Source organism: Streptomyces coeruleorubidus (assembly GCF_008705135.1).
GTDB lineage: Bacteria > Actinomycetota > Actinomycetes > Streptomycetales > Streptomycetaceae > Streptomyces > Streptomyces coeruleofuscus.
The window spans coordinates 2,483,091-2,496,691 of the sequence record NZ_CP023694.1 but is presented as its reverse complement, the minus strand read 5'-3'; the positions used below and the strand labels follow the sequence as shown (position 1 = coordinate 2,496,691).

At 70.2% G+C, this 13,601-nt stretch carries 10 protein-coding genes and 1 tRNA gene; 6 read left to right on the top strand and 5 right to left on the bottom strand.

The annotated features are described in order from the left end of the window. Positions 1–44 precede the first annotated feature (44 nt). From pepN to CP976_RS11615, 3 genes are all read left to right on the top strand, one after another. A complete protein-coding gene (gene pepN / locus CP976_RS11625; RefSeq protein WP_150480286.1) occupies positions 45–2,540 on the top strand; it encodes an aminopeptidase N in 2,496 nt (831 codons plus the stop codon). A gap of 510 nt (positions 2,541–3,050) precedes the next feature. Next, positions 3,051–4,457 carry a pyridoxal phosphate-dependent decarboxylase family protein gene (locus CP976_RS11620; RefSeq protein WP_150480285.1) on the top strand — a complete coding sequence of 469 codons (1,407 nt, stop codon included), beginning with the start codon at positions 3,051–3,053 and terminating at the stop codon, positions 4,455–4,457. Next, positions 4,454–5,929 (top strand): lysine N(6)-hydroxylase/L-ornithine N(5)-oxygenase family protein, encoded by a 1,476-nt coding sequence (locus CP976_RS11615; RefSeq protein WP_150480284.1) that lies wholly within the window; start codon positions 4,454–4,456, stop codon positions 5,927–5,929. Before CP976_RS11620 ends, CP976_RS11615 begins: the two co-directional genes overlap by 4 nt. A gap of 13 nt (positions 5,930–5,942) precedes the next feature. On the opposite strand, the gene CP976_RS11610 is transcribed toward CP976_RS11615, so the two are convergent. Then, complete coding sequence (locus CP976_RS11610; RefSeq protein ID WP_150480283.1) at positions 5,943–7,748, bottom strand: bifunctional metallophosphatase/5'-nucleotidase; 1,806 nt, start codon at positions 7,746–7,748, stop codon at positions 5,943–5,945. Between the two features lie 161 nt (positions 7,749–7,909). Between CP976_RS11610 and CP976_RS11605 the strand changes: the two genes are divergently transcribed. Both CP976_RS11605 and pyk read left to right on the top strand, forming a co-directional pair. After that, positions 7,910–8,629 (top strand): SIMPL domain-containing protein, encoded by a 720-nt coding sequence (locus CP976_RS11605; protein WP_150480282.1) that lies wholly within the window; start codon positions 7,910–7,912, stop codon positions 8,627–8,629. Positions 8,630–8,793: 164 nt separating this feature from the next. Further along, positions 8,794–10,230, top strand: a complete 1,437-nt coding sequence (gene pyk / locus CP976_RS11600) for a pyruvate kinase (protein WP_150480281.1) — start codon at positions 8,794–8,796, stop codon at positions 10,228–10,230. A 7-nt stretch (positions 10,231–10,237) separates the two neighbouring features. Here pyk and CP976_RS11595 read toward each other — a convergent pair whose 3' ends face one another. Both CP976_RS11595 and CP976_RS11590 read right to left on the bottom strand, forming a co-directional pair. Beyond that, positions 10,238–11,026 carry a helix-turn-helix domain-containing protein gene (locus tag CP976_RS11595; protein ID WP_150480280.1) on the bottom strand — a complete coding sequence of 263 codons (789 nt, stop codon included), beginning with the start codon at positions 11,024–11,026 and terminating at the stop codon, positions 10,238–10,240. A gap of 86 nt (positions 11,027–11,112) precedes the next feature. Then, positions 11,113–11,196, bottom strand: a tRNA-Leu gene (locus tag CP976_RS11590). A 102-nt stretch (positions 11,197–11,298) separates the two neighbouring features. On the opposite strand from CP976_RS11590, the gene CP976_RS11585 reads away from it, so the two are divergent. Further along, entirely contained in the window at positions 11,299–11,955 is a 657-nt protein-coding gene (locus CP976_RS11585) for an ANTAR domain-containing response regulator (protein WP_150480279.1), read from the top strand. Positions 11,956–12,020: 65 nt separating this feature from the next. Here the strand turns inward: CP976_RS11585 and CP976_RS11580 are convergent, their stop codons facing one another. Both CP976_RS11580 and CP976_RS11575 read right to left on the bottom strand, forming a co-directional pair. Beyond that, complete coding sequence (locus CP976_RS11580; RefSeq protein ID WP_059414413.1) at positions 12,021–12,737, bottom strand: ABC transporter ATP-binding protein; 717 nt, start codon at positions 12,735–12,737, stop codon at positions 12,021–12,023. Further along, a complete protein-coding gene (locus tag CP976_RS11575) occupies positions 12,734–13,600 on the bottom strand; it encodes an ABC transporter ATP-binding protein (protein WP_086848239.1) in 867 nt (288 codons plus the stop codon). Before CP976_RS11575 ends, CP976_RS11580 begins: the two co-directional genes overlap by 4 nt. Position 13,601 lies beyond the last annotated feature (1 nt).

Sequence of the window (13,601 nt, the reverse complement as noted above, 5' to 3'; positions counted from 1 at the left end):
TCCGCCTCTGTGCCATGCCGGTGCCATCAGGCAGCATGTCCTGCATGTCCGTACTGACGCGCGACGAAGCGCAGACCCGAGCAGGGCTCCTCGACGTCCACCGCTACTCGATCGAACTCGATCTGACCACCGGCGACGAGATCTTCGAATCCCGCACCGTGATCAGGTTCAGCGCCCGCGCGGACGGGGACACCTTCGTCGAGGTCAGGCCCGCCGAGCTGTGCTCCGTCACCCTCGACGGACAACCCCTGGACCCGGAAACCCTGGACGGCAACCGGCTGCCCCTGAAGAACCTCACCGCCGGCGAACACGAACTGCGCGTGCACGCGCACATGCGCTACTCCCGCACCGGCGAAGGCATGCACCGCTTCACCGACCCCACCGACGGCGAGACCTACGTCTACACCCAGCTCTTCCTGGACGACGTCCAGCGCGTCTTCGCCGCCTTCGACCAGCCCGACCTCAAAGCCGTCTTCGAACTGTCGGTGAAGGCCCCGCAGGACTGGACCGTCCTCGCCAACAGCGTCACCGAGCACACCGGCGACGGCCTCTGGCAGGCCGCCCCCACCCCGCTGATCTCCACCTACCTCGTCGCCGTCGCCGCCGGCCCCTGGCACTCCGTGCGCACCGAACACCGCGGCCTGCCCTTCGGCCTGCACTGCCGCCGCTCGCTGGCCCCCTACCTGGACGCCGACGCCGACGAACTCCTCGACGTCACGCGCGCGTGCTTCGACCGCTACCACGAGAAGTTCGACGAGGCCTACCCCTTCGACTCCTACGACCAGGCCTTCGTCCCCGAGTTCAACGCGGGCGCCATGGAGAACCCCGGACTGGTCACCTTCCGCGACGAGTTCGTCTACCGCTCCGCCGTCACCGACACCGAGCGCCAGACCCGCGCCATGGTCGTCGCCCACGAGATGGCCCACATGTGGTTCGGCGACCTCGTCACCCTCAAGTGGTGGGACGACATCTGGCTGAACGAGTCCTTCGCCGAGTACATGGGCTACCAGACCCTCACCGAGGCCACCCGCTTCACGGACACCTGGACCGACTTCGGCGTCAACCGCAAGTCCTGGGGCTACGACGCCGACCAGCGCCCCTCCACCCACCCCGTCGCCCCCGAGGCCGTCGACGACACCGCCTCCGCGCTCCTCAACTTCGACGGCATCTCCTACGCCAAGGGCGCCAGCGCGCTGCGGCAACTGGTCGCCTGGCTCGGCGAGAAGGACTTCCTCGCCGGCATCAACACCCACTTCACCCGGCACAGGTTCGGCAACGCCACCCTCGCCGACTTCATCGACTCCCTCGCCGACGCCACCGAACGCGACGTCCACGCCTGGGCCGACGCCTGGCTGCGCACCACCGGCGTCGACACCCTCACCCCGCACCTCGCCCCCGGCGAGAACGGCACCTGCGCCCTCACCGTCGACCGCACCGGCAGCCGCCCGCACCGCATCGCCGCAGGCCTGTACGACCGGGACCTCGGCGACGACGGCAGGCACCTCGTGCTGCGCGAACGCCTCCACCTGGACCTGCCGCAGACCGGCGCCCACCCCATCGGCAAGCGCCCCGCGCTGCTCCTCCTCAACGACGGCGACCTCAGCTACGCCAAGGTCCGCTTCGACCCCGAGTCCTTCGAGACCGTCCGCAAGGACCTGTCCGGCCTGCCCGAACCGCTCACCCGCGCGGTCGTCTGGAACGCCCTGCGCGACGCCGTCCGCGACGGCGAACTGGCCCCCGCCGCCTACCTGGAGACCGCCCGCGCCCATCTCCCACTGGAGACCGACCTCGCGATCGTCCAGGGCGTGCTCGCCTTCGCGTCCACGTACATCACCGACCGCTACCTCACACCCCAGGAGCGGCCCGCCGCGCTCGCCACGCTCTCCGAGCTGTGCCGCGACCTCATCCGCCGCACCGAGGACGGCGACAACCCCGGCCTGCGCCTGATCGCCGTACGCCACCGCATCGACGTCGCCGCCCACCCGGACGCCATCGCCGCCTGGCTCGCCGACGGCACCGTGCCCGGCGGCCCGGAACTCGACCCCGAGCTGCGCTGGCGCGTCCTGGGCCGGCTCGCCGTCCTCGGCGCCACCGACGAGGCCGCCATCGCCGCCGAACTGGACCGCGACCCGAGCGCCACCGGCCTGGAGGGCGCCGCCCGCTGCCGCGCCGCCCTGCCCGACCCGGAGGCCAAGGCCCGCGCCTGGGAGGCGATGTTCGGCTCCGACGAGCTGTCGAACTACCTGTTCACCGCCACCGCCCAGGGCTTCTGGCAGCCCGAACAGGCCGACCTGGTGCGCGCGTACGTGCCGCGCTACTACACGGACGCGGTCGACGTCGCCGACCGCCGCGGCCCCGCCATCGCCGAAGCCGCCGGCCGCTGGGCCTTCCCCGCCCACGCCGTCGACCCCGAGAACCTCCGCCTCGGCGAGGAATGCCTCCGCGACGCCGCCCCGATCCCGGCGCTGCGCCGCAAGCTCGCCGACCAACTCGACGATCTGGCACGGGCGCTGCGGGTCCAGGAGAGCACGAAGTTCTAGAACCGGCACCCGGGGCGCGGACGGCTTCGCCCGTTCGCGCCCCGGGTGCGGGGCGGGCTGTGCGGGCGGTTTCGCGGGTCGGGCCTCGGGTGCGGGGGAGAACCGCGTGGACGACAGCGTGGGCCAAGCCCCCGCGTGCGGTGGAGAACCACGCGGACGGTCTCGCGGGTCGGGCCCGGGTGCGGGCGGGAACCACGCGGACGACGTGGGCGGCTGCGTGGGCTGAGCCTGGGCGCGGGCGGGAATCACGCGGACGGTCTCGCGGGTGGAGCCTGGGTGCGGGCGGGAACCACGCGGACGGTCTCGCGGGTGGAGCCCGGGTGCGGGCGGGAACCACGCGGACGACTGCGAGTGCTCCGCCCGGGCGCGGCGGAGGCCACGCGGACGACTTCAGGGGCCGAGCCCCGGGCCGGGCCGTTCCGGCCGGTTTCCCCGTACGGAAGTACCTCCTCCCGCATCCGGTCGTTGGGCTATTCGGGCGCGCCCGCCCCGCGCCCCGGAGGACAGCCCATGCGCACCCCGCCCCTCGCCTCAGGCCCCGAAGGCCCCCACGCCCTGCGGCCGTTGCTCCACACCGTGCTCCGAGCGCTGGACGACGGCGCCCGGGCCCGAGGCGGGCCGCTGCCGGCGGGCGGGCCGGACGCCGTCGCGGCGCGGCTGCGGGAGGCGGTGGGGGAAGCCCTGCCCGACCAGGGCGACCCGCAGGCCCTGAGCACCCTGGTCCGCGCGTTCGCCGAGGGCGCCGCCGACCCGGCACACCCCTTGTGCGCCGCCCACCTCCACTGCCCGCCCCTCGCCCTCGCCGCAGCCGCCGACCTCGCGGCCTCCGCCCTCAACCCGTCCCTGGACTCCTGGGACCAGGCCCCGGCGGCGTCGGAGCTGGAGACGCTGGTCGCGGCAGCGCTGGCCGCGGAGGTCTACGAGGCCGGGGGAGACGCGGGCACCGGACCCGACTCCCTGATCACCACCGGCGGCACCGAGTCCAACCAACTCGCCCTCCTCCTCGCGCGGGAGGCGTACGGCGGGTCCGTGCGACTGGTGCGCGGGGCGAACGCCCACCACTCGCTGGCCCGGGCCGCCTGGCTGCTCGGCCTGCCCGAACCCGTCGTCGTACCCGCCCCGGCCGGCACACTCCACCCCGCCGCCCTCGACGAGGCCCTCTCCCGGCTGCCCGGACCGCTCCTCGTCGCCGCCACCGCCGGCACCACCGACGCCGGACTCATCGATCCCCTGCCCGAGATCGCCGCCCGCTGCGCCGCCCACCGCGCCCGGCTGCACATCGACGCCGCCTACGGCGGAGGCCTCCTCTTCAGCGACCGCCACCGCCCCCGGCTCGCCGGGCTCGACGCCGCCGACACCGTCACCCTCGACCTGCACAAACTCGGCTGGCAGCCGGTCGCCGCGGGCCTCCTGGCCGTCAAGGACCCCCGCGACCTCACCGCCCTGCGGCACCGCGCCGACTACCTCAACGCCGCCGACGACACCGAGGCCGGTCTGCCGGACCTGCTCGGCCGGTCCCTGCGCACCACCCGCCGCCCCGACGTCCTCAAGCTCGCCGTCACCCTCAAGACCCTCGGCCGCAGCGGCCTCGGTGCGCTCGTCGACCAGGTCTGCGCCCGGGCAGCGGAGTTCGCCGCCCTCGTCGAGGAGCACCCCGGCTTCGAACTCCACGCCCGGCCCGTCATCAGCACCGTCCTGTTCCGGCCCGCGGGCGCCGGCGACACCACCGTGGCCGCCGTACGCCGCGCGCTCCTCACCGACGGCCGCGCCGTCCTCGGCCGGGCCCGCCTCGACGGCCGGCTCTGGCTCAAGGCCACCCTCCTCAACCCCGCCACCGGGCCTGACGACCTGGCCGCGCTGCTCCACCTCGTCACAGCGCGGCAAGCGACACTCGTGGAAGGACACACCCCCCGATGAACCCCGCGCCGAGCCCCCAGCCGCACGAGCCGAACCCCGCCCAGGCCACCCGGCCCCAGCACCCCTGCCCGCACCCCCACCGCGAGCCCGACGCACCCCGCGACCTGGTCGGCATCGGCATCGGCCCGTTCAACCTGTCCCTCGCGGCGCTCGCCCACCCCCTCGGCGAACTCGACACCGCCTTCTACGAGCAACGCCCCGCCTTCGGCTGGCACTCCGGTCTGCTCATCGAGGGCGCGACCATCCAGGTGCCGTTCCTCGCCGACCTGGTGAGCCTCGCCGACCCCACCAGCCCCTGGACCTTCCTCAACTACCTCAGGTCCCGCGAGCGGCTCTTCCCCTTCTACTTCGCCGAGCGCCTCCACATCCAGCGCGCCGAATACGACGCCTACTGCCGCTGGGTCGGCGAGAGCCTCCCCGGCCTCCACTTCGGCCACCAGGTCGACGCCGTCCGCTGGAATGCCGAACGCGACCTCTTCGAGGTCGACTTCACCCAGCTCGACGCCGACGGAGAAGCGGAGGCCCTCGGCCGCACGTACACGCGGAACGTCGTCCTCGGCATCGGCACCGAGCCCTACGTCCCCGACCCCCTCAAGCCCCTCGTCGAAGCCCCCGGCGTGCCCGTCGTGCACGCCGCCGACTACCTCGACCACCGCGCGGACCTCCTGGCCGCCGAGCACGTCACGGTCGTGGGCATCGGACAGTCAGGCGCCGAGATCTTCCTCGACCTGCTGCGCGGCAGGCCCGCCGGGCGCGAGAAGCTCCACTGGCTGGGCCGCACCGAGGCCTTCGCACCCATGGAGTACTCCAAGCTCGGCCTGGAGCACTTCACCCCCGACCACACCCGCTACTTCCACGCCCTGCCCGAGCCCGCCCGCGACCGGCTCCTCGCCGGACAGTGGCAGCTCCACCAGGGCATCGACACCGCCACCATCACCGCCATCCACGACGAGCTGTACCGCCGCACCCTGCACGGCGGCTGGCCCGACGCCGTCCTCACCCCCGGCGTCCGCGTCCGCACCGCCGGACGCGTCGCGACGACCAAGGTGGAACTGCACCTGGAACACGGCCGGCAGGACAGCCGCTCCCGCCTCACCACCGACGCCGTCGTCCTCGCCACCGGCTACCGCGAACGCCCCCTCGACCGCATCCTCGCCGGCCTCGACCCCTACATGCGCCGCGACAGCCAGGACCGCCCGCGCATCGACGAGGACTACCGCCTCGTCCTCGACCCGTCCGTCACCGGCACGGTGTACGTCCAGAACGCCGAGACCCACACGCACGGCGTCGGCGCCCCGGACCTCGGCCTCGCCGCCTGGCGCAGCGCGATCATCCTCAACTCCGTGACCGGCAGGGAGGCGTACACGCTCCCGCGCCGCACCGCCTTCACCACCTTCGGCCTCACGCAGCGCCAGCAGGTCCCGCCGCCCCGTGAGGCACCGGCGCTGACCCCGCTCGTGGACCGAAGGTGACGAAGCCCGCGGCTCAGAAGACGGGCGTACCGTTCCGCGTGAGCTTCCAGTCCACCGCCGCGAACCCGGCCGGGTCGATGGACCCCTTCGCCTTCACCCAGGCGATCATGGTGTTGCGGATCTCGTCCGAGTTCGACCACAGCAGCGGAGCGGCGGCCACATGCGGGAAGTTGCCGCCGCCGTTGGCCCGGTAGTTGTTCACCGCGAACACGAACTTCGCGTCGTCCGCGAGCGGCTGCCCCTCGAACCGCACGTTCGTCACCCGCGAACCGGCCGGCTTCGCGATGTCGATCTCGTACGAAAGACCGCTCACCACGTCGTAGTTGTAGTCCGGCGTGCCGTTCGCGTTCGTCAGCTTCGCCGGATCCACCTGAGCCTCCGGCGCCGTCTGCACGAAGTAGCCCGCCGAGAACTCCAGGTACGCCTTCATCTGCGCACCCGTCATCAGACGCGCCTCCAACGTGTTCTCGAAGACGTACAGACCCGCCACGTCCCGGATCGTGACCTCGCCCGCCGGGATCCGGGCGGACCGCGAGAAGCACGCCGCCTGCGACAGCACCGGCAGCGCGGCGTGCTCCGTGCCCGCCAGGGCCTGCTTCACCGTGTCCGCCTGGATGTGGTTGATCAGATCGATGATCGGCACGTCCTTGTACGGCGCCTCGGCCGACGTCATCTCCGCCGCGTTCGTGCCGATGACCTGGTTGACGTACGCCACGACCTTCTCGTGCTCGTCCGACAGCAGCCCCACGATCTTCGGGTCCTCCTGAACGGTGTTGGAGTTCAGGACCTGCGCGCCCACCTTCTCGACCGCCCAGCGGCCCTTGTCCCACACCAGCTCGAAGTCGAAGAGCGTCAGCCGCTGCCCCCACTTCAGCGGCTCCGACAGCACGACCCGCTTGCCGGTCTTCTTGTTGGTGACGAAGTACTCGGGGATCTCCGTGTGCGCGTGCCCGACCAGGATCGCGTCGATCCCCGGCACCTGCTCGGCCACCAGCCCGGCCGCGTTCTCGATGTACGGCAACTGGTCACCGTAGGACGACGTCCCCGACGAACCGCTGTGCGCCGACACGATGACGACGTCCGCGCCCATCGACCGCAGCTTCGGCACCCACTTCGCCGCCTGCTCCTCCAGACCCGGGAACGTCATCTTCCCCTGCACGTTCGCCTTGTCCCAGATCGCGATGCCCGGGTTGGTCAGACCCAGCACCGCCACCTTCACGTCCCGCCCGCACGGCGTGCGCAGCCGGTGCATGCTGTACGGCGCGAACGCCGGCCGAAGCGTCTTCGCGTCCAGCGCGTTCGCGCCCAGCAGCGGGAAACGGCACTGCTGCTCGAACTTCCGCAGCACCGGAATGCCGTAGTTGAACTCGTGGTTGCCGAGCGCCGCCGCGTCGTAGCCCATGGCGTTCATGGCCTGCGCCATCGGGTGCACGGGGCCGCCCTCGGCCGTGATCGGGTCGACCTTCGCGTAGTAGTACGACAACTGCGTGCCCTGGATGGTGTCGCCCGCGTCGATCAGCAGCGTGTTGCGGCGGCCCTTCTCCTCACGGACGCGGTTCACCAGGGTCGAGACCTTGGCGAGACCGATGTCGTTGTGGTCCTTGTCGTCGAACTCCTTGTCCGTGAAGTAGTCCCAGTTGAAGACGTTGCCGTGCAGGTCCGTCGTCCCCAGCACGGTGAAGGCGTACCGCTTCGCACCCCGCTTGTCCTCGCGCGCCTCGGCCGCCTGCGCACCCGGCGCCCCGACCGCACCGGCCAGCGCCACCCCCGCCCCGGTCACGGCGGACTTCTCCAGGAACTTCCGGCGGTTCAACGGCATGTCTGGCTCCTCGCGGAATCTGTGAACGACGCGCGTAGATAACGCGCGTAGATTCTGACCCGGACATGACCGGCCGCAACAGTCCCGCCAGGTTGCGATCTGATGACTCGACCCGCCCGCTCCACCCCTCCGGTCAGCCAAGACATGACAGAGTGGGGCGTATGACCGCGCCCACGTCAGACGCCCCCACACCCGCCGTCCCCTACGGCACACCCGACGCCCCCCGCATCGCCGTCCGCGGCGAAGCCCGCCTCGAAGTCGACCCCGAGATCGCCCGCATAGGCATCACCGTCGCCGCCCGCGGCCGCGACCGCCGCTCCGCCCTCGACGACCTCACCCACCGCAACGCCGGCGTCCTCGACCTCGTCAAGTCCTACGGCGACGCCGTCGAACGCCTGGAGACCGGCGCCTTCTCCATCACCCCAGAACTCACCAAGCACGGCCGCGGCGAACGCGTCCGCACCTACCACGGCACCGTCCACGTCACCGCCGAACTCACCGACTTCACCGCCCTCGGCGAACTCACCACCCGCCTCGCCGACCTCGAACTCACCCGCGTCGACGGACCCTGGTGGGCCCTGCGCCCCGACTCGCCCGCCCACCGCGAAGCCCGCAAGAAGGCCGTACGCGAAGCCGTCCAGCGCGCCCGCGAGTACGCCGAGGCACTCGGCACCACCCTCTCCGCCCTGGTCGAACTCGCCGACATCGGCGCCGAGAACGCACCCCCGGCCTACCCCCAGGCCCCCGGCCGCGCACGCTCCGCCGCCTACGGCGCCGCCGCCGAGAACGCCCCGGCCGCCCCCCTCGACCTCGAACCTCAGCGCCAGCGGGTCCACGCCCAGATCAACGCCCGCTTCACGATGGTGCCGCCGCGGCTCTAACCGGCCCATTCCGAAAGCCCGACCGAATTCCACGGGGTGCTCATGCGCTCATCGGAGCACCCCGCCGCACAATTCAACACTTGTCAATAACGCTTCACTCAAAGTCTGTTGAGTAGTCACGCGCGACCAATTCGCTACCAGCCAGTAACTCATAGGCTCAGACCATGCGCCGAGCAAAGATCGTCTGCACCCTAGGACCCGCCACCGACTCGTACGACCAGATCAAAGCCCTGGTCGACGCCGGAATGGACGTAGCCCGATTCAACCTCAGCCACGGCAGCCACGCCGAGCACGAGGAGCGCTACCACCGGGTACGAAAGGCCGCCGACGAAACCGGCCGCAGCGTCGGAATCCTCGCCGACCTTCAAGGCCCGAAAATCCGACTCGGCCGCTTCACCGAAGGCCCCGTACTCCTTGAACGCGGCGACACCTTCACCATCACCGTCGAAGAAGGCGTCGAAGGCGACCGCAACACCTGCGGCACCACCTACGCCGGCCTCGCCCACGACGTCACCACCGGCGAACGCATCCTCGTCGACGACGGCAAAGTCTGCCTGGAGGTCACCGACGTCGACGGCCCCCACGTCCACACCACGGTCGTCGAGGGCGGCGTCATCTCCGACCACAAAGGCCTCAACCTCCCCGGCGTCGCCGTCTCCGTCCCCGCCCTCTCCAAAAAGGACGAGGACGACCTCCGCTGGGCCCTGCGCACCGGCGCCGACGTCATCGCCCTCTCCTTCGTCCGCACCGGCCACGACATCCAGGACGTCCACCGCATCATGGACGAAGAAGGCCGCCGGCTCCCCGTCATCGCCAAAGTCGAAAAACCCCAGGCCGTCGAGAACATCGACGACATCGTCGCCGCATTCGACGGCATCATGGTCGCCCGCGGAGACCTAGGCGTCGAAATGCCGCTGGAACAGGTCCCGATCGTCCAGAAGCGCGCGATCAAACTGGCGAAACGCAACGCCAAACCGGTGATTGTGGCGACCCAGATGCTCGACTCGATGATCGACAATGCCCGCCCGACCCGCGCGGAGGCCTCCGACGTCGCCAACGCGGTCATCGACGGCACGGACGCCGTGATGCTCTCCGGCGAAACGAGCGTCGGCAAACACGCGATCGAAACGGTAAGGACAATGGCCCGCATCGTCGAAGCGGCGGAAGAAGACATCCTGGCCAAAGGCCTGCCGCCCCTCACGGAACGCAACAAACCCCGCACCCAGGGCGGCGCGGTAGCCCGGGCCGCGGCGGAAATGGGCGACTTCCTCGGCGCCCGATTCCTGGTCGCCTTCACCCAGTCCGGCGACACAGCCCGCCGCCTCTCCCGCTACCGCTCCCCGATCCCCCTCCTCGCCTTCACCCCCGACCAGGCGACGCGCTCCCAGCTCAGCCTCACCTGGGGCGTGGAGACGTTCCTCGGCCCGCAGGTCGGTTCGACGGACGCGATGGTCGACCAGGTCGACGAACTACTGCTCCGCTACGGCCGCTGCCAGAAGGGCGACACGGTCGTCATCACGGCCGGCTCCCCTCCCGGCGTCTCCGGCTCGACGAACATGGTCCGCGTCCATCACATCGGCGAGGACGACAGCCCGAAGTAGGGCGCGGTCAGTACTTGGGTCCTACGTGGGCGTCCATGAGGGCTACGGAGGCTTTGCGGGCGACGGAGATGTTGAACGGGTCGCTCCCGCGGGCCAGCGTGCTCCATTCGACGCCCACCGTGTCGAGGGCATCCGTGAAGAGCTTCCGGATGTCGTCCGACTTGTTGGAGAAGAAGTAGCGCGGGTATTCGTAGCGCTTCCGCTCTCCTGCGACCATGCGGGTCGTCCAGTTGGTGATCCGGCAGCCGTCGGAGTGGATGAGGCCACGGATGAATTCCCAGGGGTGGGCGTCGAAGATCGCCTGTTGCCACGGTTCAAGGGCAATGGGGCGCTCGTGTTTCTTGCCGGGGCCGTGCTGGGGGAAGAGGCAGTGCAGGTGCTTCGAGTAGACCTTCACGTTGCGGCAGCCGGTCTTGCGGACACGGCAGACCGAGTTCTCCGGGAATACCGCACGCATGGCCCGTTCGCAGTCGTCCATGAGGCCGGGCCACGATTCCGTGCAGGTGATCATGAGGTTGGGCACGCGGTGCTCGGAGTAGTGGCTGATATGGCCGTCGCCGAGATACAGGCCGAGCAGATAGGCGTAGGCGGCCTCGTCGAGTTCCCGTCCATCGCATCGGGGGCACATCGGGTCGTGCCGGCCGGGGCACTCGCCGCGTGCAGCCCGGTCCATGTGCTTCCAGTAGCCGACCGTGCCCAGCGGCACGTTCAGGTTGCGGGCCACGTCCGCGTTTTTCGCGCCGCCGCGCAGCAGCGTGAGGGCCCTCTGTCGCACCTCAGTGCCATGAACGTTCATGCGACTACCGTGCGTCACTGATCGTGACCGGGGCAGCAAAAAGCGGAGAACCACGCGAACGTGATCCTCCGCTTCCGACTTCGTTGTGCCCGGTGTGGGATTCGAACCCACATGCCCAATGGGCACGGCATTTTGAGTGCCGCGAGTCTGACCAGTTCCTCCAACCGGGCAAGTCAGGGGACCGATGAGCAGTGTACCGGTTCACTGTGTGGCCTTGCTGCTAGGTACGCTCTTGGGAGCAGTACCGGCCTGCCCCGTACCAAGGAGCCCACGTGAGCGCCCCCGAGTCGCCCCAGCCTGTTGACGTGCCTGATGAGGACAACTCGCACGTGCCTCCGATGACGACCCGGGTCGTCATCGCCGAGGACGAGGCCCTGATCCGGCTCGATCTCAAAGAGATGCTGGAGGAGGAGGGCTACACCGTCGTCGGTGAGGCCGGGGACGGGGAGCAGGCCGTGGAGCTGGCCCGTGAGCACCGGCCCGACCTGGTGATCCTGGACGTGAAGATGCCGAAGCTGGACGGTATCTCCGCGGCCGAGAAGATCGCCGAGGAGAGCATCGCGCCGGTGCTGATGCTGACCGCCTTCTCGCAGCGCGACCTCGTGGAGCGGGCCCGGGACGCCGGTGCGATGGCGTACCTGGTGAAGCCGTTCAGCAAGACCGACGTCGTGCCGGCGATCGAGATGGCCGTCTCGCGGTTCACGGAGCTGAAGGAGCTGGAGAAGGAGGTCGCGGACCTCACGCTGCGGCTGGAGACGCGGAAGCTGGTGGACCGGGCCAAGTCGATCCTCCAGACGGAGTACGGGCTGACCGAGCCCGCCGCGTTCCGGTGGATCCAGAAGACGTCGATGGACCGGCGGATGTCGATGCAGCAGGTCGCGGAGGCCGTCATCCAGGACGCCGAGGAGAAGAAGGCCGGCAAGGGCTGAGAAGAGCAGAACAAGAGGCCCGCCCCTTTCGATGGGGGCGGGCCTCTTCGTGTGCGGGCCGGACCTCAGTCCTCGCCGAGGTACGCCTTGCGGACCGACTCGTCGTGCAGCAGGTCCTGCCCCGTCCCGGAGAGGACGACGTTGCCGACCTCCATGACGTGGCCCTGGTCGGCGAGCGAGAGCGCGGCTTGGGCGTTCTGTTCGACGAGCAGGATGGTCGTGCCCTGGGACTTCAGCTCCGAGATCGTCGCCATGATCTTCTGCATCATGATCGGGGAGAGGCCCATGGAGGGCTCGTCGAGCATGAGGAGCTTGGGCTGGGACATCAGGGCGCGGCCCATGGCGAGCATCTGCTGTTCGCCGCCGGAGAGGGTTCCGGCGGCCTGCTTCCTGCGTTCCCCGAGGATGGGGAAGAGGTCGTAGGCCCGCTGGATGTCCTTCTCGATGCCTTCCTTGTCCTTGCGGAGGAACGCGCCGAGCTGGAGGTTCTCCGCGATGGTGAGGCGGGGGAAGATGTGCCGGCCTTCGGGGGAGTGGGCGAGGCCGAGGGCGACGATCTTGTGGGCGGGGACCCCGTTGAGGGGCTTGCCGTCGAAGAGGATCTTCCCGGACGTCGGCTTCAGGAGGCCCGACAGCGTGCGCAGGGTGGTCGTCTTGCCGGCGCCGTTGGTGCCGATGAGGGTGACGACCTGGCCGGCCTCGACGCTGAAGGAGATGCCTTTGACGGCTTCGATCTTGCCGTAGGAGACCCGGAGGTCTTCGACCTCGAGGAGTGCGGTCACTTGGCTTCTCCCTTGGTGCTGCTGGTGGTGCTGGGCGACGCTTCCGCGGCGGCTTCGGCGGCCTCGACCTCGGCGGCTTCGGCCTCGCCGGGGTCGCCTTCGAACGGCTCGCCGAGGTATGCGGCGATGACGCGCTCGTCGGCCTGGACGACGTCGGAGGTGCCTTCGACGAGCTTCTCGCCCTGGACGAGGACGGCGACGCGGTCGGAGAGGTTGAAGACGAAGCGCATGTCGTGCTCGATGAGGAGGACGGCGATGCCCTTGTCGCGGATGGCGAAGACGAGTTCCTCGGTGGCCCGCGTCTCCTGGGGGTTCATGCCGGCGGTGGGCTCGTCGAGGAGCAGCAGGCCGGGCTCGGATGCCATGGCGCGTGCGATCTCGAGCTTGCGCTGTTCGCCGTAGGGGAGGTTGCGGGCGAGGTGGTCGCGCTTGTGGGCGAGGCCGATGAACTCGAGGAGTTCCATGGCGCGTTCCTCGCTGGCGCGTTCGGCCTTCTTGAAGCCGGGGCCGCGCAGGAGGGCGGACCAGAGGCCTTCCTTGGTCCGTGTGTGGCGGCCGACGAGGACGTTTTCCAGGACCGTCATGTTGGCGAACAGGCGGATGTTCTGGAAGGTCCGGGCGATGCCGGCCTGGGTGACCAGGTGGGGCTTGGGCGGGAGGACGGTGCCCTTGTAGGAGACGGTGCCCTCGGTGGGGACGTACAGGCCGGTGAGGCAGTTGAAGAAGGTGGTCTTGCCGGCGCCGTTGGGGCCGATGAGGCCGACGATCTCGCCGGCGTTGACCGTGAAGTCGACGGAGCGGACGGCGGTGAGGCCGCCGAAGCGCATCGTGACGCCGCGGGCTTCGAGTACAGGTGTCGTCATG